At 39.4% G+C, this 20,446-nt stretch carries 23 protein-coding genes and 1 pseudogene; 5 read left to right on the top strand and 19 right to left on the bottom strand.

Features of this window, described 5'->3' with window-relative positions; all coding sequences use genetic code 11:
* Nucleotides 1-57: 57 nt before the first annotated feature.
* Nucleotides 58-312: a thioredoxin family protein gene (locus FQT67_RS10425; RefSeq protein ID WP_236558961.1), complete on the bottom strand. Its 255-nt coding sequence runs from the start codon at nucleotides 310-312 to the stop codon at nucleotides 58-60.
* 147 nt (nucleotides 313-459) lie between these two features.
* The gene (locus FQT67_RS10430) at nucleotides 460-1,074 is read right to left on the bottom strand and encodes a CoA pyrophosphatase (protein WP_044565657.1); all 615 of its coding nucleotides are present in this window, start codon (nucleotides 1,072-1,074) and stop codon (nucleotides 460-462) included.
* 203 nt (nucleotides 1,075-1,277) lie between these two features.
* On the opposite strand from FQT67_RS10430, the gene FQT67_RS10435 reads away from it, so the two are divergent.
* Genes FQT67_RS10435 through FQT67_RS10445 form a run of 3 tightly spaced genes read left to right on the top strand, consistent with a single transcriptional unit; the run spans nucleotide 1,278 to nucleotide 3,248 of the window.
* The gene (locus FQT67_RS10435) at nucleotides 1,278-1,604 is read left to right on the top strand and encodes a PadR family transcriptional regulator (protein ID WP_003059571.1); all 327 of its coding nucleotides are present in this window, start codon (nucleotides 1,278-1,280) and stop codon (nucleotides 1,602-1,604) included.
* Nucleotides 1,591-2,178, top strand: a complete 588-nt coding sequence (locus FQT67_RS10440; RefSeq protein WP_003060115.1) for a DUF1700 domain-containing protein — start codon at nucleotides 1,591-1,593, stop codon at nucleotides 2,176-2,178. Before FQT67_RS10435 ends, FQT67_RS10440 begins: the two co-directional genes overlap by 14 nt.
* Entirely contained in the window at nucleotides 2,175-3,248 is a 1,074-nt protein-coding gene (locus tag FQT67_RS10445) for a DUF4097 family beta strand repeat-containing protein (protein ID WP_143936428.1), read from the top strand. Before FQT67_RS10440 ends, FQT67_RS10445 begins: the two co-directional genes overlap by 4 nt.
* 124 nt (nucleotides 3,249-3,372) lie before the next feature.
* On the opposite strand, the gene FQT67_RS10450 is transcribed toward FQT67_RS10445, so the two are convergent.
* Nucleotides 3,373-5,646: a YhgE/Pip domain-containing protein gene (locus tag FQT67_RS10450; RefSeq protein WP_046177156.1), complete on the bottom strand. Its 2,274-nt coding sequence runs from the start codon at nucleotides 5,644-5,646 to the stop codon at nucleotides 3,373-3,375.
* Nucleotides 5,647-5,780: 134 nt separating this feature from the next.
* Here FQT67_RS10450 and FQT67_RS10455 point away from each other — a divergent pair, with 134 nt between their 5' ends.
* On the top strand, nucleotides 5,781-6,314 hold the full coding sequence (locus tag FQT67_RS10455; RefSeq protein WP_046177157.1) for a TetR/AcrR family transcriptional regulator: 534 nt from the start codon (nucleotides 5,781-5,783) through the stop codon (nucleotides 6,312-6,314).
* A 27-nt stretch (nucleotides 6,315-6,341) separates the two neighbouring features.
* On the opposite strand, the pseudogene FQT67_RS10460 reads toward FQT67_RS10455, so the two are convergent.
* The 11 genes and pseudogenes from FQT67_RS10460 to FQT67_RS10510 all read right to left on the bottom strand — a co-directional run bounded on the left by FQT67_RS10460 (nucleotide 6,342) and on the right by FQT67_RS10510 (nucleotide 14,366).
* A pseudogene (locus FQT67_RS10460) lies at nucleotides 6,342-7,774 on the bottom strand (IS1182 family transposase).
* Between the two features lie 977 nt (nucleotides 7,775-8,751).
* Nucleotides 8,752-9,075 (bottom strand): hypothetical protein, encoded by a 324-nt coding sequence (locus tag FQT67_RS10465; RefSeq protein WP_046177447.1) that lies wholly within the window; start codon nucleotides 9,073-9,075, stop codon nucleotides 8,752-8,754.
* Nucleotides 9,076-9,160: 85 nt separating this feature from the next.
* On the bottom strand, nucleotides 9,161-9,652 hold the full coding sequence (locus FQT67_RS11015) for a hypothetical protein (protein ID WP_046177448.1): 492 nt from the start codon (nucleotides 9,650-9,652) through the stop codon (nucleotides 9,161-9,163).
* A 92-nt stretch (nucleotides 9,653-9,744) separates the two neighbouring features.
* The gene (locus FQT67_RS10475; protein WP_046177449.1) at nucleotides 9,745-10,272 is read right to left on the bottom strand and encodes a hypothetical protein; all 528 of its coding nucleotides are present in this window, start codon (nucleotides 10,270-10,272) and stop codon (nucleotides 9,745-9,747) included.
* Nucleotides 10,273-10,636: 364 nt separating this feature from the next.
* Nucleotides 10,637-12,139, bottom strand: coding sequence for a DNA primase family protein (locus FQT67_RS10480; protein WP_115257080.1), 1,503 nt, complete (start codon nucleotides 12,137-12,139; stop codon nucleotides 10,637-10,639).
* Nucleotides 12,140-12,158: 19 nt separating this feature from the next.
* Nucleotides 12,159-13,028, bottom strand: coding sequence for a primase alpha helix C-terminal domain-containing protein (locus tag FQT67_RS10485; protein WP_046177450.1), 870 nt, complete (start codon nucleotides 13,026-13,028; stop codon nucleotides 12,159-12,161).
* A 134-nt stretch (nucleotides 13,029-13,162) separates the two neighbouring features.
* Complete coding sequence (locus FQT67_RS10490) at nucleotides 13,163-13,444, bottom strand: hypothetical protein (protein ID WP_046177451.1); 282 nt, start codon at nucleotides 13,442-13,444, stop codon at nucleotides 13,163-13,165.
* Nucleotides 13,437-13,769, bottom strand: a complete 333-nt coding sequence (locus FQT67_RS10495; RefSeq protein ID WP_046177452.1) for a DNA-binding protein — start codon at nucleotides 13,767-13,769, stop codon at nucleotides 13,437-13,439. Before FQT67_RS10495 ends, FQT67_RS10490 begins: the two co-directional genes overlap by 8 nt.
* An 11-nt stretch (nucleotides 13,770-13,780) precedes the next feature.
* The gene (locus FQT67_RS11020) at nucleotides 13,781-13,975 is read right to left on the bottom strand and encodes a hypothetical protein (protein ID WP_080937740.1); all 195 of its coding nucleotides are present in this window, start codon (nucleotides 13,973-13,975) and stop codon (nucleotides 13,781-13,783) included.
* Complete coding sequence (locus FQT67_RS10505) at nucleotides 13,972-14,181, bottom strand: hypothetical protein (RefSeq protein WP_046177453.1); 210 nt, start codon at nucleotides 14,179-14,181, stop codon at nucleotides 13,972-13,974. The genes FQT67_RS11020 and FQT67_RS10505 overlap by 4 nt, the downstream gene beginning before the upstream one ends.
* Nucleotides 14,178-14,366, bottom strand: coding sequence for a hypothetical protein (locus tag FQT67_RS10510; protein WP_046177454.1), 189 nt, complete (start codon nucleotides 14,364-14,366; stop codon nucleotides 14,178-14,180). Before FQT67_RS10510 ends, FQT67_RS10505 begins: the two co-directional genes overlap by 4 nt.
* 395 nt (nucleotides 14,367-14,761) lie before the next feature.
* On the opposite strand from FQT67_RS10510, the gene FQT67_RS10515 reads away from it, so the two are divergent.
* Nucleotides 14,762-15,928 (top strand): site-specific integrase, encoded by a 1,167-nt coding sequence (locus tag FQT67_RS10515; RefSeq protein WP_046177455.1) that lies wholly within the window; start codon nucleotides 14,762-14,764, stop codon nucleotides 15,926-15,928.
* 94 nt (nucleotides 15,929-16,022) lie between these two features.
* On the opposite strand, the gene rpsD is transcribed toward FQT67_RS10515, so the two are convergent.
* From rpsD to dnaB, 5 genes are all read right to left on the bottom strand, one after another.
* Nucleotides 16,023-16,634, bottom strand: coding sequence for a 30S ribosomal protein S4 (rpsD, locus tag FQT67_RS10520; protein ID WP_003053152.1), 612 nt, complete (start codon nucleotides 16,632-16,634; stop codon nucleotides 16,023-16,025).
* A 290-nt stretch (nucleotides 16,635-16,924) separates the two neighbouring features.
* Entirely contained in the window at nucleotides 16,925-18,058 is a 1,134-nt protein-coding gene (locus tag FQT67_RS10525) for an ISAs1-like element IS1548 family transposase (RefSeq protein ID WP_046177456.1), read from the bottom strand.
* 45 nt (nucleotides 18,059-18,103) lie between these two features.
* Nucleotides 18,104-18,616 (bottom strand): helix-turn-helix transcriptional regulator, encoded by a 513-nt coding sequence (locus FQT67_RS10530; RefSeq protein ID WP_046177457.1) that lies wholly within the window; start codon nucleotides 18,614-18,616, stop codon nucleotides 18,104-18,106.
* A 152-nt stretch (nucleotides 18,617-18,768) separates the two neighbouring features.
* A complete protein-coding gene (locus FQT67_RS10535) occupies nucleotides 18,769-19,041 on the bottom strand; it encodes a Veg family protein (RefSeq protein ID WP_003055136.1) in 273 nt (90 codons plus the stop codon).
* A gap of 15 nt (nucleotides 19,042-19,056) precedes the next feature.
* Nucleotides 19,057-20,418, bottom strand: coding sequence for a replicative DNA helicase (dnaB, locus tag FQT67_RS10540; RefSeq protein ID WP_003055105.1), 1,362 nt, complete (start codon nucleotides 20,416-20,418; stop codon nucleotides 19,057-19,059).
* Nucleotides 20,419-20,446 lie beyond the last annotated feature (28 nt).

Here is a 20,446-nt window from a genome sequence, read left to right on the forward strand (position 1 = left end):
AAAAAAAAACAGATAGAATACTTATTCCATCTGTTTTTTTGCTGTTTTTTAGTAATCTTAAACATTCACTAAGATGATTTCTTTTATCTCTTCAACTGAAAGAACCTGTCCTGAAGAAACCAATTCATCATCCAGTAAAAGAGCTGGGGAAGCTGGATTTCCATATAGAGCAATGGTTTCAGCCTCTCTAACATAAGCAATAGATACCAACAGATGAAGTGCTTTACAAGCTTCAAGCAAGTTAGTTTCCAAAGCTTTACACTCAGCATCACCTGTTCCTAAAATTTTAAAACAGTGATCTGAAATAATCATTACCTGTTTTTTGTTTTTGGAACAACAGTTGCCCTTGCATCGACAGCTCTTCTTTTCTGAAGTCATTTATTTTCCTCAATCTATCATCATTTTTCTTAGTTTACACTATCCTCCCCAAACAAGCAAGTTATCCTGAATAACCTTATTTTACTTTTTGGTAATTGCCTGCGTTGATTTTTTTAAAATCTCAATAAAACAGTGGGTAAACTGAGCAGTCATTCCCCAAATGGTTTCTTCCAGATTTTCATAAAATGGAATACTACGGTACTGCTGGCTAAATTGGTAATCTTTCCCATGACGAATACGATCAAAAGGAAAATCTGAAGTTTTGAGAGGACTAGCTTCAAGATGATAAAAAACTGGCTCGGTAGCAAGTAATTGTTGTAAAGGGACCGTAAACAACCTGTCAACCTCTTCATTAGCCTCTATACTCTTCCAGTCATCAGTTAATAGTTGTCCAACGAAACAGTGAATGGTTCTAGATGACTGCACTAAATAATCAATTTCTCCCCAAAGCTGAATCTGAGAGGAGTCGACATTTAATTCTTCCATTGTTTCTCTAATAGCAGCCTCTTGGAGGCTTTCATGACCTTCGACTCTACCTCCCGGGAAGGCTACTTCTCCGGGTTGAGAAATATGTTGACTTCGCACTTCATATAAGACATGCCATTCATCATTAACGGCAACAAGAGGTAAAAATACAGCGTACCGCTTTTCTTCCCCTAGTGGTTTTGCTTGATAGTGTTTTAATAACTCTTCCATAGCGTCATCCTCATTATCCTTTCCGATAGCTTTATCTTCATCATAACTAATCTTCACTTTTTGGTCAACTGATTACTCCTAATTAGTGATATCTTATATATAAATTTTTTATATATAAAAAATTGACATATCAAAAAAGTAAGCTTATACTAAATGTGTAAAATAATTATATATAAAAATTTTATACATGAGAGGAGCCCAAAATGTATTTTCCAGTATCGGCTACCTTGATTGAATTTTTGATTTTAGCCATTGTCGAAAAAAATGATTCTTACGGCTATGACATTAGTCAAACCATTAAATTGGTCGCCAATATCAAAGAATCAACTCTCTATCCTATTCTTAAAAAATTGGAAAAGGCAGGTTTTTTGACAACTTACAGTCAAGAGCATCAAGGACGTAAACGCAAATATTATGCTATCACTTCTTCTGGAGAAGTACAGCTACTATTTCTAAAAAAAGAATGGCAAAAGTATACATTTGCCATAGATAGGATTATTGAAGGGAGTTTGAGACATGACAAGGACTGAATATCTAGCGGAACTAGATAAATACTTGCGAAAATTACCTAGGGAAGACTACCATGAAGCTATGGATTATTACATTGAATATTTTGATGAAGCTGGTCCTGATAAAGAAAATCAAGTTATCGAGGATTTAGGAAGCCCCAAAGAGGCCGCTAGTGAAATCATCGCAACTGTTCTAGGAAAACACATGGCAAGTCCTGAAAAAACACCTGAAAAGCGAGCAACTATCGTCGGGCTAGCTATTTTAGCACTCTTTGCTGCGCCTATCGCTTTACCGGTTTTATTGGCTTTAATTCTCTTTATTATTGCTTGCCTCATGGCTGGAATAACAGCCATCGTTGCTGCCTATGTTTTTGGCCTTGTAGGGGTACTTGTTGCAGGAATCACCCTCTTTGAAAGTTTGACTTTACTTGGTTCATCTCTTCCTGCTCAGGCTATGGGAATTGGTAGCGCCTTGCTGAGCTTTGGTGGTGGTATTCTCATTTGGATTATTGCCACTGCACTCCTGCGTTTTTCAGGACGTGCCTTCGTTGCCTTTATTAAATGGATTAGTCAAAAGAAAGGAGCTCAAGCATGAAAAATATCTCACGCAAATGTTTTATGACCAGTGTCGTGTATATTGTTTTAGGAGCCATTCTTTTAGGAGCTGGTTATGCAACTGGCGGGCTTCAAGACATTAAACACCAAACAGCCCCTAAAAAGGTTATCCAAACAGTTGATCACGTAACAGCTCTTGATATTGATACCAATTTTTCAACTATTACAGTAGAAACAGGGCCTGTCAAAAAAACAACAGTAACCTATTACACACATCCTAAATTTATTGATCCTTTAGAAATAAAAATAGAGAACGAGACACTTCATATTTCTGAAAAACCCAGAGATGTCATCATCACCGGAGGTATTGAACTGATCGGGTTTGGATTAAATAAAAGTGACCGAAACCACAACTACCGAACCACTACCATAACGCTTCCAAAAGGTACCAGTCTTAAAGAGTTCACAGGCTCAAGCATGCCTCAAGCCACTATATCGGATTTAACGATTCAAGACCTTGAATTCAGTGGTGGTCTGACACTGCTAAATACTAGAATAAAGAAAGGGAAGGTTTTTGGAACATTTGACGCTACTGATAGCTTGTTAGCCAATCTTGAGTTGAAAGCCGACTATTCGTTGTCAAGCCTTACGAATTCTAGTTTAGAAAATGGGACGATTAGCTTAGGGCATGGACAATTAACCACAAAAAATACTAATCTTAAATCTGTCACCATCCAATCTCTATCTCCTGGTGGAGTTGAAGCCGAAGAAACAAGCCTTGAAAATGTGACTTTCACTGTTACTAGTGAGCAAGAAAGCGAGGAAACCAATGATAATGGTGCTATATTCACTGCTCATGCTCTTACCCTTAAAGGCACTAATACTATTAGTGGTGGTGATGTTGCTGTTGACATAACTTTGACCGATCCAAAGACGACCGACTATAAGGCAAAAACCGAAGATGGTAAAATCTCACTTGGACCACTGCTTACTCCTGCGAAAATTGATAAAGGAACAACTTCAGATAACATTACTTACACTGCTAACACTGAGAAAGCTACTGGAAGCTTGACAGTTGAACTCAACAAGGGAGATATTATTCTAAAATAGCCCCTCACTTGTAAAATAACCATTGACTTTAAAAAGTACTGTCAACCACTTGTAACAATAAGACAAAAAACAGCATCTAACATAATGATTTGAGATGCTGTTTTTTTGTCTTATTTACTCAACCTTAAACAGTTTTCTTAGGTCGATAAATGAGCAGCGCTAACACCATAAAGGCTAATAGAAAGCCTGTTAACACTTTGATTTCAAGTCCAATATTGCCATCCAATGAAATAGTTTGCCGCAAACCAGACACCACATAAGTCATTGGCAAGAAAGGATGTAACGTTTGGAAAAATGCCCCACTTAACTCAATGGGATAGGATCCACCCGAAGAACCAACTTGAAGCAATAGCATAACTAAAGAAGCAAAGGAACCATAGCGATCATCCCACCCAACTAGGGCTGTGACAAGTGCCATCAACGTCCAACCGCTTAATATGATAAAACCTAAGGTTTTCATGCCATAATGTGCTTCAAATCCCAATAGCTGAATAGCTAAGTAAAGAATAATAGAACCCACAGTTGAAATGAACCCATTAATCACCAATTTTTGTTTGGCCCAATCCCACTTATTCTTAACTGGACGACCAGATAAAGAATTAGCAAAGATAACATTGGTTGACAAGGCCACAACCATTAGAGAAACGGCAATCATATAAGGTGCCATACCAATCCCATTTGTCTTGACATCATCTCTATCTTTTTCGTTTAATAAAACTGGTTTTGAAACTGCTCTAGCGTTTTTATCTTGTACGGAAACAAGTGATAACTGTTGAGAGGCTTTAGCCAAAGAACCGTTTAAGGTTGACAAGCCTGTTGACAAGTCTGTCAACCCACTTGTTAATTGATTGCCACCTTGACTCAATTGGAAACTACCATCGGCTAGTTTACCTGCACCTTCTGATAGTTGTTGGCTGCCATTCAATAATTCTCCTGATTTTGTTGATAGAGCTGTCGCTCCTTCTGAGAGTTTTGTTACCCCAGAACCAATGGCAGTATTATACCCGTTTAATTGTGCTAATCCTGTTGTCAATTGATTACTTCCTGGTAGAACTTGTTGATTTAAACTACCATTTACCTTTGATAACCCCATTGACAACTCAGATAATGCAGAACTCGCTCCAGGTAAAGCCTGGTTAGACTGACTCGCAATCTGGGAAACAGCTGATTTAAGCTGGTCTAATTGAGCTAAGTTATTTCCTTGGGACAGAGTTCGTAAACCTGTTGACAGTGTTTGAACAGAACTTAAAATAGTTTGAGCTGCAGATACGGTTTGACTTTTATCAGATTGACTGAGGGCCGCAGCTAACTCTCCTTGTTGTTCAGCAGTTAATGATTGGTAAACGCTAGTAGCTTGGAGAGCCGATAGTTCTTCATTCTGAGCGGCAGTCTCTTCAGCAATGACTTGTTTGGCAGCTTGAGCGATAGCTCCTAAGCTATTACCTAACTCATCAGCATTAAGGTTAGGGGTTTCCATTGTTGATAGCTCTGTATTTAGTTGCTGAATGCCTTGATTTAGGACTGGTAGCCCTACAATTAAGGATTGAATTCCCTTAGCTTTCTCGTCAGAAAGTGTTGTTGCTTGTGTCAACTGTGAAAGACCCTGATTAAGCTGAAAAGCTCCCTGGGATAACCTAGAAACCCCGTTCAGATAATTGGGGATGTCCGTTGATAATGTTCCTAATCCATTCTTGACTTGGTTGACACCATCTGTATAGGTAGTCAAACCTGATGTCAATCGACCAGTACCTTGTTGAAACTGTTGGCTAGCATCCGTTAAGGCTGCTAAGTTCGTCGAAAGTGTTTGACTCCCCGCCTGAGCGGTCTTCGCTCCTGAAGCCAGTGCTTGACTTCCAGTTGAGGCTTCTTTTAATCCTGATTGGAGCTCCGTCATACTGCTAAAAACTGCTGAGGTGTAAATCTTCGTAATGTTTTGCGAAACAGACTCTTTCAGTTTTGTCATCGCTGTTTCACCCATCTTAGCAGCAACCATTCCATGTCCTTTACTAGTTTGGTAACGGATAGTTAGTTTTTGGGGTTTAGGATTTAATAAGGTTGTTGCTCGCTGAGAAAGATCTTCGGGTAAAGTAATGACCATATAATAATCACCTTTTTTAAGACCTTTTTGAGCGCTTTTTGAAGATACAAAATGATAGTCTAACTCTTTGTTTTTAGACATCTTGTCCACCATATCATCACCGATTGTTAATGATTCATCAGCCATCTTTGCAGGCTTATCTTGATTAACAACAGCAATGGGAAGGTCATTGACACGACCATAAGGATCCCACATTGATCCTAAAAACGATAAATTATATAAGGCGGGAACCAGTGCCACACCAATCATTGTAATGATTAATTTGGGATTTTTAATAAGTGCTTTAAGTTCTTTTAACATTTTTTCTCCTAAAATGGACATACTGTTCAAAAATTATGATAGAATATATTATACAAGTAAAATCAAAATTTACAAGATAAAAGACATCGTTTTTGGACATTATGTCTAAAAGTGTTCAAAAGGAGATTCTGATAATGGTCAATCGAAAAGAAAACACAAGGCAAGCCATTCTAAAAGCAATGGTTACCCTATTAAAAACCGAAAGTTTTGATGACATTACAACCATTAAACTTGCTAAAATGGCTGGTATTAGCCGATCGAGTTTTTACACTCACTATAAAGATAAATATGAAATGATTGACTATTACCAGCAAACCTTTTTCCATAAGTTAGAATACATTTTTGAAAAAGAATACCGAAATAAAGAACAGGCCTTCCTTGAAGTCTTTGAATTTCTCCAAAAAGAACAGCTTCTCTCTTCCCTTTTATCTGCTAACGGCACCAAAGAAATACAAACCTTCATCATCAATAAAGTTCGCCTTCTGATAACCACTGATTTACAAGATAAATTCAGTACTGAAGAATTATCTCAAACAGAAAAAGAATACCGAAGTATCTACTTAGCGCATGCCTTTTTTGGTGTCTGTCAAAGTTGGATTGCAAAAGGTAAAAAAGAATCACCTCAAGAAATGACACAATTCGTTCTCAAAATGCTTACGAGTACCTAAATAGTCCCCCTTACGCAAGTGTTATTGTTACAAGTCATCAGTAAGACTGATGACTTCAGATTGAAGATAAAAATGGCTGTTTCCGTGCTTAAACCACCTCATCTGAACAAAATAAAAAGGCTCTCCCGCCATCCTTTTGACCAGTTTTTTGAGATTTAAGCATGCCAAAGTCAGTCCAACCTTATCTTCCATTTTGGACTTGCCTTTCTCTCTCGTATAGCAGAGATTGTGGTATTCCTTGGCTGTGCCAAACAGTCGTTCAATCGTCTCTTTCCGATGCTGGTAGAGCTCCTTCATCCCCCTTTGATGACGAATGTCCTCGCACTGTTCCAAATAGTCTTTCCAAATATGCCGTGTGACAACTTTTTGGTGGTTCTTACTGGTCGTACATACAGATAACAGGGGACAATTGGCACAAATTGCAGGGTCACTTTTGTATTCTCGGTAGCCTTCTCTGGTCGTAGTGCGGTAGGTCAAGGCTTGATGTTCAGGGCAGATGACACAATCAAAGTGCTCATCATAAATCAATTCTTTCGGACGTAGAAGGTCTTTCTTTCCTCTTGGTCGTGTGTAAGGAAGGACAGGAGTGATCTCCTTATCAATCAGAAACTTGGCAATGCTAGGAATGTTATAGCCGGAATCCGCAATAATAAACTGTGGTTTCAAGGGTTCAAGCTTGGCAAAAAGTGCAGGAAAAGCCTGACTATCATGGATATTGCCAGCCTCAACACTATAAGCAAGCGCCCATCCATACTTGTCACAAGCCACCTGAGCAGAATAAGCGAAGACTTCCTTATGATCCCCTTTGTGAAACCAGCCACTTTCTGGATCGGTTGTGGAGATTTTCTTAGTGACGGGCTCTAGCTCTTTGGCGGGCCCTAGCGGCTTTTTTTTCCATGCTTCTCCCTATCCCGATTGATTTCGATTTCTAGCTGTTCACTCATGAACTTGGCTTGTTTTTCCACCTCTCGGTTGATGAACTTGCGAGTATTAGCCGCAGCCTTAATATGAGTCCCATCTATGAAAATCTCCGTCGGGTCAATCAGGTCTGTATTGATACATAGCCCAAGAATATGCGTAAAAATGGACTCAATCAAGCCTTTTTCTTGAAAGCGACGGGAATAATTTTTGCCATAGGTTGTGACATGTGGCACCTTGTCATCCAAAGTCAAACCTAAAAACCAGCGATAGGCAGTATTCACTTCAATATCCTTGATGGTCTGACGCATGGAACGAATGCCATAAAAGCACTGAATCAGAGGGATTTTAACCAATATGACAGGATCAAGGCTAGGGCGACCATTATCAGACGAATAGGTGTCTTCTACTAGGTCATAGATGAAGTCGAAGTCAATCACAGCTTCCACTTGGCGCAGGAAATGTTCATCAGGCACTAACTGGTCAAGGGTATAGAAACCGTACTGATTGCGGTTATAATCAGGTTTTTCTTTGTGTAACATAGGAGAACCTCACAAGTCCTTTTTCTTATATTATACTCCTAAATATCATGAAAAGCCCCTAGAAAAGTGATTCTAAGGACTTTGTCTTCAGTCTGAAGTCATCAGTAAGACTGATGACTTTTTTATAAACCATAGATTAGAGTAAACTTGTTACGAGATACAAAAAAAGCCCACTGTTGTAGGCTTTTTGTAAGTTTAATCTTAAAATTAAAGCATTTTGTTGTACAGTTAAGATTACTTAGCTTTACACGCTCTTTACACTCCCTAAACCCTAATATGATAGGCTTTCTAACCAAACAACTTATAATTAGACATTGTTAAATACTCCCCCAAAGTTCGCCAAAAGGGGAGCAAAAAAAGGGCCTTTCAATAGCCCTAAGTTATGAGTTCAGCAGGCAAGAAACTAGCACCGCTCCAAGGTGCTTTTTTAGTTCCCTGATATCTTGCTGATACTATTGTATCAAAAAGCACGCGCTTATATTCGGTTATCTTCTCATTTTGATACTTTTGTTAAGTTATCTTGCTTACCTTCGTTTCTATCTTCCAATATTGGCGATTTTTCCAAGATAGCGCGTGATCATCTATTTTTAGACCCGCATAACCTTCCCAAAGCCTTTACATTATCAAAACTTTTAAAAGGGAAAATTGTACGCAAAAAGGTCGGCGTTGATCCCCCTTGGCCAATCCTACCCCCGTTCTAAAAAAGAGGGAACTAATCATAACCCTTACTTTATCCTACTGCATTTTACTGTATCAACTAGTATTTTGTTACTAATCCTAATATCATGTTTTTACAAAGTCGCTTGCTGTTCGCTCTCTGTTCAATCACTCGCCACCTCAGTAAAGTCTTAGTGCTTTTAGGATGTCCGAAATGTCCGAAATCTTCCTTTAGGGTGTTAGAAATGTTAGGAAACTTCTTTTAGGGGTGCCGAAAGTGCCGATTTCACCCTTTAAGGACTCCGAAAACTCCGATTTTATTACCTAGCTACCATTTGTTCAGGCGGTCCAAACATATCATCAGGAAAGCCACAAACAAGTATGAGATACTGACAAGCTGTGTAATCTATAAACAGCTCCCCATTTTCCAGGGTCTGAAAGTACTTACTAGGTAATGTCCCAATATATAGACCTCCTTTGTAAATAGATAAGCCACCCGTTCGGCTTAGTAACAGCCCTGTATAGCGCTGACGTAAACCATGTTTTAAAGCGTTCGTATTCCCATACTTAGGTTTCCTGTTGCCTCTATTCCCTTTTGCTATCTGGTTCCCTGGTAAAAACCTACCTCGGCTATCGCGTTCCATATAGCACCTCCTTACCGTGTTCGTTTGGTAAATAATTCTCAGAAATTCGTAACCTTCTTACACTCATATTCAATCCATACTTTTTCTACCTTAACCATAAACTGTTACCTTTATCCAAGTACTTCATAAACCTACGGTAATGTTTCCAGTACCTGGTGTGTCTCATTCTTTTAGGGCGACTTGGAAAACTATCAAACATGTACCTGCCATGCTTAGGGGTCCAACCTGACTCTACCTTCCTAGCCTCTCTTAATGCACATTCCCAATAATATTGGCAATCTGTCTTACTGCGGTTTAGTGTCTGCTTATGGATCTGTTGACACGTTCCACAACTAAAATATAGATACCGCTTATATAGTTTCCTGCAACGCCTACCACAATCTGGGCAAAGAAAGAAATACCTGTAACCGCCTTTTGTTCCTGGTATTCTGGCCAATTCAAAAATATCTCTACCCATAACAATAAAAAGGTTATCCAAATCAATCGTCAAGGGATAATCGTCTAATTCACCCTTCCCCTGGGTTATCCCTTTCTTTTTCATGGCTTTGGTGAATGTCTCTATATACAATACTTTCATTTTAAAAAACCCCTATACTGTAAAAACCCAAAACTATTGGCTTAAGTCCTAGAAACAGCAAAAAGAGGCGGAGCCTCTCATCAGCATTCCAGCTATTCAGTATCTGCTTTATAATCAGCAAGTCCGCTATATTCATCATCTTCATCTAATGACTTCAATAGCTCGATCCCTTCAGTTCCTACCAGCTCTAGTGTGCCGTATGCTGTCATAAAATCCATAGGAATAGGATTATCAGAAAGCAAGCGCTCCGCATAGTCCATAAGTTCCAGCTCATAGGCTACCACCTTATCTAGCAAGCTATCAAAGCCTTCTGACTGTTTGAGTTGTTCCACGCGCTCCAGCTTATACTTACTTTCTACGGTTTCTGCCTGTGGATTGTTATAATAGTCTTTGAACCCGTCACAAATCCTCTTGAAGATCTTACTTAGTTCCTTATCTTCTGCATACTCCAGCATTAGCTGACCTTTGCCCTTAATCGTTGCCTCAATTACTGGCGCGTGATAAGTCCCAAACATATAACCAAAGACTGCATTACTTGCCACTCTGGCGGTGTCAATGTCTTCAAAGTCATAAGTAAAAGTAAATGTTTGTGCTGTGTCTGAAAATGTTTTTAGTGTCATGGTGTTTGTCTCCTATTTCTATTTTAAGATAATTTATGTAAAGTTTTGTGTTTTGTTGACCTTGTTGTTACTTTTGTTGACCTTCTAGGTAACACGCTTAACCATTTATGTATCAAGGTTTACGGGGATTTGTTACCTTGTTGACCTTCTTTCCAACTCCTTACCCTTATATATAAATTACTTACTTTTTTCCTATATAGAGAGTTAAAAAGAAGGTAACAAGGTCAACAAGATAGCGATAAAACTAGCTATATCAAGGATTTTAGATGTTTACCTTTTCAAAAACAAGGTCAACAAGAAGGTCAACAAATTTCTTAAAAAATCAGTAATATCAGGGGTTTTCTGCTTCAAAAGAAGGTCAACATTATTCTTTTTTAGTAATTGAGTGGTTAACGTTTCCTAGTTTTTTCCGTTCAAACTCTAAAGGGTCTAACTTGTCATAATCTTCTAGCTTTACCCTTGCCCTTTTGAGTTGGTACTTATTCGGTGTTAGTTGTTGTAAATGTCTGATTGTTTCCTTACCAGCACCGTAAACGTTTGGCTTAGGTATTCCCATATCTTCAGCATAATGTTTCAATGACCTTGTCACAATAAAAACGGGGACAACTTCTAGCTCATGCCAACCTTTTTCCATGTACTCATTTTTAACCCATGATAACAAGTAATCATTATCTTCCTGGTACTCCTCTAGCAAGCCTTTGACTGCCTGCGGTTCGATAAAATGAGTAAACGGCTCCTGGTTGATAGCTTTATAAAGGACGTACTCTAATACCTCTTTATTGGCCAAAAAATCATTTTTGATCCAGGGCTTTTCTTTCTCACCGTTAAAGTCAGCATTAAAGGGGACAATCATAATACGCCTATACCAGCCCTTTGTCTTATTCCCACCGTTGGGGATATAGTTACCAGAAAAGATATTAAAGAGTTTGAAGGTCGCTTCAAAAGCTGGGCGCCCCTTTGGATTGACTAGCACGGTGTCCCCACTGGTAATACTCATTAGGTCAGACGGATTTTTTAAATATTCATTAGGTGCCTCGTCTCCAATGTTGCAAACTTTACCTACTAGCGTTTCCAGGTTATGCTTTTCAGCAAACTGTGCGGGCTTCAATGCTGATACGTTACTTTCTCCTATCAGATTGATAAGGAACCGCTGAAACGTCCCTTTTCCGTTGTTACCGTCCCCGTAAAAGATAGCAAACTTATTCCGTGTATGGTTTGGGTTGATAGCCTCCAGGATAATCTGCCAAAACAAGGTTACCAGCTCACTATCATTGCAAGCGATTGAGTTTAACCAATCGTCAAATGTCTTCCCCTCCCTATCGGTTGGGACCCGTTTAGGCGCGTGATAAGCTGTGCTGATTTTGCTTGTAATCACATATTTAGGGCTGAAAGGAAGTAGATCTTTAGTCCTTAAGTCAATAATGCCATTCTGTACTGGAATAAAGTAGGCGCTCTCCAGCGGTTTCTTTATCCTTGTCAATGTCCTAACCATTAGCTTAATCTGGGGCCATTCCCTGGGCTTAATCCTCACGTCAAAAGTCTTGCAAAATCGGTTAAATAGGTCATTACTAGCCGTATATATTCCCTCATCTAAATCATAGATATAGAGTAGGCTATAATCAGGTACGTTGCTTTTACTGATAAAAGTAAAGTTGACAATTTCGCTTAGCATTTTGGCAACTGTGAAAACCTGGGGCATGGCCACCTTTTCGGTAACGTCCCCTGTACTTTCATTTATTTTGGTTTCCGTGTGTTCTTCCCGCCATTGTTCCCCAGCTTGAAAGATACGGTTTTCCAATTCCTTCATTGTCCTGGGCGGTTGCTCATTTTCACGCGCCTCTAAGATTTCACTTTCCAGTTTTTTCAATTCTTCCTTTTCTATGGTTCTATCCTCGCTTTCTAAATTCTGCTCTTGCTATACTTTCAAAAGTCCTATCTAGCTCCCTCTCTGGTAAGGGGTTAGCTGTCACGCTGTTAGCGATCTTTGTTAATTCGTAAGCTGTTTCTATATCACAATCGACCCACTTATTAAAGAGTAACCCCACAAAGCGCGTGAGTGCCACATTCCGCCCTCCCTCGTCTCCAAAGCCATTAAAAAGCGTATCTATGACCCTCATAGTGATAGACCGCTGACCGCTTGGCCGTGCTGTGTACGTCTGCGGTTTTACTCCCTGGCCACTTGTTCGGTTTTGGTTTGATTTTGGTACTGGATAATCTAGGCCATGCTCTACGATTTTTTGATAGTCTGCTGGGTCTCCTGTTGTGACTGGTAAGCCCTGGAGTTGTGACCAGGTTAAGCTAGCCATGTCAAAAGGTAGCCCTATCTTGTCCGCTATCTCCTTGACTACCTGCTTATAGGTTTCCTCATTCATCACATCCCCAGGCTTTACCACAAGCCTAAAACGAGGGCTTTCTGGGGTGTGCTTGATTGTTGGGTACAAGATATAGGAAAAGCCAACCAAGGCGCTAGAAACAGCCTCTATAAAGCCCTGGGCTGGTCCCTTAATCTCATCATAATCAAGGAAAATCAAATCACGATATACCAGGCTAGTATTATTCCGCTTGTAGCTCCCTGTTTTCTCTGCTGTGATTTTTCCACTCAAACAATAAGGCGCCTGGGTTCTTTTGTATTCCTCCATGTCAGCACCTTCAGGGACTACTAGGGGCTTAAAGCGCTCAATATACTGGAATGGCTCCATTTTATCAAACAGATAGACAAGGTTACTTTGAAAGCCTCTAGCCTCGTAAATTACCACATTATCGCCCCTTTCTACGTTTCTTCTTCAGCTTTTTAATCCTTTGTTGTTCCTTTATCTGGTCCAGGGTCGGCCTGCGGTCTTTGTAAAATTTTTCATCATGGTACTTCCCGCCACCTTGTGCGGGGTGTACGCTATACCTTGCCATTTTCCACCCCCAAAAATACAAGAATATCACTGACCCTGTAAAAGATTTTCCTAGTGTCTTCTAGTGGGGGCTGGTAACGTCTTAGCCCATTATCTTCCCAACGTTTCAAGGTCTTATCCTTTATGCCTAGTTCATCTTTAACCTGCTGTGCTGTGATTAGCCCTAATAGTCTTGGCGGAGTTTGCTCACGCGTCTCCAGGTAACTTCCTACCAACTCCAGTACTCCCTGGGTTAGATACTGTTCACTTTCTTTACTTAGGCTAAACATTCATATCAGCCCCTTTCAGTAATTTCTTATAGCTTTCCAGGTTCGCCTTAATCAGCACGTCCAGGCGCTTGCCTTCAGTGTCATATTGGGCCTTTAGTTCTCGGATACCTTCCAGGCGCTCGGTGTCATTAGCTGGGATATAGTAGCCACTAACTAAACCACGTTTGGCCACAATAGGGACCCCATGGCGGACAATAAGACGGTGAATGTTCTCCCTCAATGTCCTGATGTCCAGGCCTAACAATTCCGCAATATACTTCCCTGCGCGTGGATTGTTAGCACCCACTGGAATAAGCCTTAAAATTCTTTCTTCAAGTTCTGTCATATATCTCCTCCTTAGTTATAGTATTTTCCTTGTGATTGAATATAAGCACCGTAGCGAGTGCTCACGGGTCTTATTGGTATATTTGTATCTTCTTTTATGTCTATGACTGTATGGCTCTTAAAATGGCTAAGGAGAGCAGATAATAGAAGAAGTAGTATGATTGAAATAATAGCTTGTGTTGGTGTTAGATTTAGTTCTTGGATCATAACTTAAGTACCTCTCTGTATTCACCAATAATAGTTCTGTGATTAGCTAGTAATTGTTGTAAAGCTAAGTTAGAAGTGTTTAATAGCGAGATAATACTATCTCTGTCATCTTCCATGCTTGCTAACTCAGAAACCTTTAAAATATCTCCTAGCTGACCTAATAGGCCTTCATAATCTGTTAAAATACTAAATTCATTTGTTGTCATGCCTGCGCACCTCTAAGTTGGTAACTATTGATAATATCTCTAGCATTGTCTTGTTTCAAAATATCGTCCATTTCCTCTTTAGTGATAGCCTTATTGACAAAATAATCCTCAAATAGATTAATTACGCCCTGAGAGAAGTTATTTTCAACTAAATAATCTTTGATTTCTAATACTTCCTGCTTCATAATTTTTTCCTTCTTGTACTTTTTTTCTTTGTATTGGCCAATGGTGGCTTATTCCTGAATTAAAGACTTAATTTAATGGTTAATTACTATACGTGTTTCTTGTACATTTCTTTTTGGCCAAACTACTGCCAGCGATTACCGCTAAGGACTTACCAAGTTGAGCTTGTGGTCGTGTAGGCCCTTGACCAAAACAATAGATCGCCAGGGGTGATTTTCTTAGTGTGGTTTAGTTTTCACTAATGCCGATACCAACACTAATACTTTTAAGCTCTAGTTTTAAGGGATAGCGCCCTCCGTATGGTCATAATGCCCTAGATATGCTATAATCTAGCTAATAAATCTTTACTAAAACCCTTTTAATAACAGCTTGCCTGCTGATGGAAAGGTTTATAATCATGAAAATTATTGAAGTTAAAAAGAAAAACGGTGCTACTGTGTACCGCGCTAGTGTATATCTGGGAGTTGACCAGGTAACAGGTAAGAAGGTAAAGACCAAAGTAACAGGTCGGACACAAAAGGAGGTTAAGCAGAAAGCTAAACAAGAAAAAATAGCCTTCCAGCAAGACGGCTTCACCAGGTTTCAAGCTACGTCAATAGCAAGTTATCAGGAACTATCTAGCCTATGGTGGGAAAACTATAAGCATACTGTCAACCCCAACACACAAGATAACGTTAAGAAGTTGCTTGATAACCATGTATTACCACTCTTTGGAGTCTATAAGCTCGATAAGCTGACTACGCCACTCATTCAAAGCATAGTTAACAAGCTGGCTGAAAAGACCAACAAGGGGGAGCCTGGGGCTTATCTGCATTATGATAAGATCCACGCGCTTAATAAGCGTATTTTACAGTATGGCGTGACCATGCAAGCAATATCTTCTAACCCTGCGCGTGATGTCGTCTTACCTCGTAACACTCAAAAGGCTAAGAGAAAAAAGGTAAAGCATTTTGAAAATCAAGATCTAAAAAAGTTTCTCGACTACCTGGGAGGGTTGGACCTGGCCAAATACAGAAATCTGTATGAAGCCACCCTATACAAGTTCTTGCTAGCCACTGGTTGCCGTATCAATGAAGCCCTAGCGCTAAGCTGGTCTGATATTGACCTGAAGAATGCAACCATTAGCATTACCAAGACACTAAACCATCTAGGGCAAATCAATAGCCCAAAATCAAAAGCAAGCTATCGGGACATAGATATAGACCAGGCAACTATTACCATGCTGAAAGCCTACCAGCTTAGACAAATTCAAGAGGCTTGGAAGTTAGGGGGAACTGAAACAGTTGTATTCTCTGACTTTATCCATGATTACCCAAGTAACAAAACCCTGGGTACACGTCTAAAAACTCGGTTTAAACGTGCTGGAGTTCCTAACATTGGCTTTCATGGTTTCCGCCATACCCACGCTAGTTTACTGCTTAACTCTGGAATACCTTACAAGGAATTACAATACCGCTTAGGTCATTCCACTCTATCCATGACCATGGATATTTATAGCCATCTCTCAAAAGAGAACGCAAAAAAAGCCGTCTCGTTTTACGAAACAGCACTAAAAGCCCTCTAGGGGGAGCAAAAAGGGGAGCAAACCCAGAAATCAACGATTTAAGACAAAGCAAAAAGCCCACGGTTGTAGGCTTTCTGTAAGATATATCTTAAAATTAAAGCATTTTGTTGTAGAACTCAACGACAAGTGCTTCGTTGATCTCTGGGTTGATTTCATCGCGCTCTGGAAGGCGAGTTAGTGAACCTTCAAGTTTTTCAGCATCGAAAGATACGAAAGCTGGACGTCCAAGAGTAGCTTCAACAGCTTCAAGGATTGCAGGAACTTTCATTGATTTTTCACGAACTGAAATCACTTGACCAGCTTCAACGCGGTATGAAGGGATATCAACACGTTTACCATCAACAAGGATGTGTCCGTGGTTAACGAATTGACGTGCTTGACGACGAGTAGTTGCAAGACCTAAACGGTATACAACATTGTCAAGACGACGCTCTAAAAGAACCATAAAGTTGAAACCAAGAGTTCCTTCTTTGATTTTTGTAGCTTGTACGAACAAGTTACGGAATTGTTTCTCACCTAAACCATATGAGAAACGAAGTTTTTGTTTCTCAGCAAGTTGCAAACCATACTCTGAAAGTTTGCTACGGTTGTTTGGACCGTGTTGACCTGGAACGTAGTTACGACGTGCCAATTCTTTACCTGTGCCTGTAAGTGACAAACCAAGGCGACGTGATTGTTTCCATGATGGACCAGTATAACGTGACATATTACATGTCCTCCTCTAAATTTTTTGAGGAAATAACTGTTTGAAAAATCCTGATTCGTGCAGGGGGTTTTCGCCTAAACAGCAAAGGTTACTTGAATAGATAACCACCTGTTGACGAGCTTCATATTTTTCTGCTGTTATTTCACACAAAGAATAGTATACCATAGATAAGAAGCTTTGTAAAGCTATTACTCATCTTCAACCACGCCGTACGCATGAAAACTTTCTCTTCATCCTTTTGTGCCCGGACATCAATTTTGAAAAGATTCCTTTTTAAATCAATGATCTGCTTAGCCTCTTTCTCCAAATAATTGGACTAAATAATCTTCCAAATGGACAGAAATATACCGTTGTTTGCGACGATAACTGAGGTCTTTTTTAGGAAATACCATCACTTTGAGAAAATATAAGCACATTTTTCGGATAAGATTTAGGTTAAATGCGGCTCTTTTATCCAATGTCTGATGATGATCTTCATGATAAACAACGTCCAATAACCAGTGCATACTCTCTATCTGCCAATGACCTCGTACACAATTGGCAAATGTGAGGACATCCGGCTTAAAGCTAAAGATAAAATAACGATTCTCTTGACTCAGCTGACCGTCCTTATCAATCGTGTTACGAGTCATCCCAATACCACGTAACTTATGCCATTTGGGATGATTTTGACACAACCATTTGATCTCGGAAGACACCCAGTATTCTCTAACTTCAATCTGTCCCCTAGATTTTTCAACAGTCTGATAATACTGTCCATTTTCTTGGAGTTCTTCCAATAAGTTGACATCACTAAAATAAAGAGCAATATCATCATAAAGTGTTTCTTGATTTCCTTTGACGGCTAAGCAATAGTCTGCTTTACCTTTTATAATCGTATCAACGATAGCCGTCTGCGTGCCCATTGCGTCTATCGTTACAATGCTTTTACGGATATCAATTGTCCGCAATAACTGAGGAATGGCAATAATTTCATTACTTTTCTCCTCAACCGCTACCTGTCCCAAACTAAGATGATGACCCCCATCATAAGCCGTTACAATATGAACAGGCTTCTGATTGTTACCTCGATTGCCTCGAATCGTTTTACCGTCCACTGAAATCAGTTGATGAACGGCATCTAAGCTTGTCAATGATTGCTCAAATTGAACTTTAAGCTCTTTTAAACGGTCTGAATTAACAAGACTAATCACACGCTCTAAGGTATCATGAGACGGACAACCTTCACTCAAATCAACGTAAGTCGCAAACAATGGTTCATTCATTTCAATAAAATCTTCCATCTCCTTCCAGGTTTCAATGCCAGCTAACTGACAAACGAAGACAAGAAATAGAATGGTTGATAAGGGGTAGCGAATTTTCCAAGATTGACGACTATCCAATTCAACTGCGCAATCATCAATAGAAATAATAAAATCAATCATCGTAGTCACCTCATCTATAGTGTACTACTTTGATTGATTTTGTCATTATGAATCTAGTTTTCTGAAAACAAAAGTTTCTTCATGCGTTTGGCGTGCATCTTCAACATTCTGTTTTGGAAAAATGTAATAGTAAAATACAAGGCCAATACAAATAGCTGCAGGAATAGCATAACAATTACTGCGTAAGCTCATGTCAAGCACTGCTCTTAATCGTTCTTCTATATTATAATCTCCAAGTGAATTGGCTGCATATCTACTACTCAATATCAACATAGAAACAAAAAAGATTGCAAGATAAGCGTAGAAAGTATATTTAAAAGATAACTTTCTATAATCTGTTTTAACTTGAGTTTCCTCAATCATTAGAGCTTCCAAAGAAAAATGTAGTTTCTCCGAAATTGCCAACATATTCCGCTTACTCGGATAAGTTTCACTATTTTCCCATTTCGATATGGTTTTATCAGATACCTCAAGTTGCTCTGCTAATTGCGCTTGCGTCAAGCCATTCTTGTCGCGGTAATCTTTCAGTTTTAGGGCTAAAATCGTTTGTTTGTCCATAATGAGACCTCCTTTTCACGCTTAGTCTATCTCAAAAGTGCTCTCTTTTACAGGACATTTGTCAAAATAGAGAAGAGTAGAGACAAAATATCTTGTTATCGTTAACAGTACTGTCAATTTTCTGTAAAGAAAAAGCCTCTATGAGGCAAAAATCAATCTAAATAACGAATCAATGTCTTTTCAGTTAAAATATCTGAGTAAGTATAAGATTCAACGTAGGAATTATTGATTGCTCCTGGGACATCTGAACTATCATTATATTCAATAATAAATAACGAACTGTAAACTTCAATCAATCGGCCAATCTTATTTTTCTCACGTTTACGACCATTTTCAAGCGTTAACTCTACTAGTTGCCCTTCGTGGGCTTTGATATCTTCTTTAATTTTCTTCATTTTTGCAACATCTGCAAATGCATCACTCATTTTTTTCTCTCTTTCTTATCTTTCCTCAAATTGGGCTATGGTTGAAAATTTATTATACTCTTTTTGAAACATGAGTTTCACTGTTCCACGCGCTCCTGCCCTGTTTTTCTCAAGAATTACTTCAATGGTATTGTCTTCAATAGCTTCTTCAGCTTCTTCGCCCTCTTTCCGATAATAGTCATCACGGTATAAGAAGGCCACAATATCCGCATCTTGCTCAATAGATCCCGATTCCCGAATATCTGATAGAACCGGTCGCTTATCCTGTCTTTGTTCAACACCACGGGAAAGCTGACTAAGGGCAATAACTGGCACTTTTAATTCCTTAGCTAGGATTTTAAGCTGTCTTGAAATATCTGACACTTCTTGTTGCCGATTTTCTGGTTTGGTTCCTGTAATCAACTGTAAGTAGTCAATTACAATCAGTCCTAAACCGCCATCAACTTCTTGGGACAATTTTCGTGACCTTGCCCGAATTTCAGTGATTTTAATACCTGGCGTGTCATCAATATAAATCGGTGCTTCTGCCAAAGCTCCTTGAGCAATGGTGACGTTATTCCAATCTTGATCTGTCAATTGACCTGTCCGTAAGCTATGCGAATCAACCATTCCCTCAGCTGCCAACATACGGTCAACAAGACTCTCTGCTCCCATCTCCAAAGAAAAAATAGCAACAGCCCTCTTTTGCTTCGTGCCTACATTTTGGGCAATGTTAAGGACAAAAGCCGTTTTACCTACTGCTGGACGAGCGGCTAGGATAATGAGTTGATCAGGGTGTAAACCTGTTGTAATTTTGTCAAGATCTCTAAAGCCCGTTGGTAAACCAGTGACATCAGAAGTCTGCTTCGAACGAGCTTCCAAATTTTCATAGTTAACTTTTAGCACATCTGAAATTTTACGAAAACCGCTACGGTTACTGTGCTCATTAATTTCAATTAATGCTCTTTCTGCACCAGCAATAATGTCTTCTGAATCAGAAGCCCCTTCATACGCCAAGTTGACAGTATCTGTCAATCTAGCAATGATATCACGCAACATCGCCTTTTCAGCAACAATTTTAGCATAATAGTCAGCATTGGCACTTGTTGGAACACTATTGACTAATTCAACAATATAGGACAAACCGCCAATGTTTTGCAAGTCTCCTTGATTATCTAAAATTGTTCTAACAGTTGTTGCATCAATGGCATCGTTACGATCGCTGAGGGTAATCATTGCCCGAAAGATAATTTTATGAGCGTACTTATAAAAATCGTTTGGACTGATAAATTCTCTCACTGTAATCAGCTTATCAGGCGAGATAAAGATTGAGCCTAGGACAGATTGTTCTGCCAATAAATCTTGGGGTTGAACTCGTAATTCAGCTACTTCAGGCAACCTCAACACCTCCAAATCTTATTCCGTT

The organism is Streptococcus sp. NCTC 11567, assembly GCF_902141215.1.
Lineage (GTDB): Bacteria > Bacillota > Bacilli > Lactobacillales > Streptococcaceae > Streptococcus > Streptococcus dysgalactiae.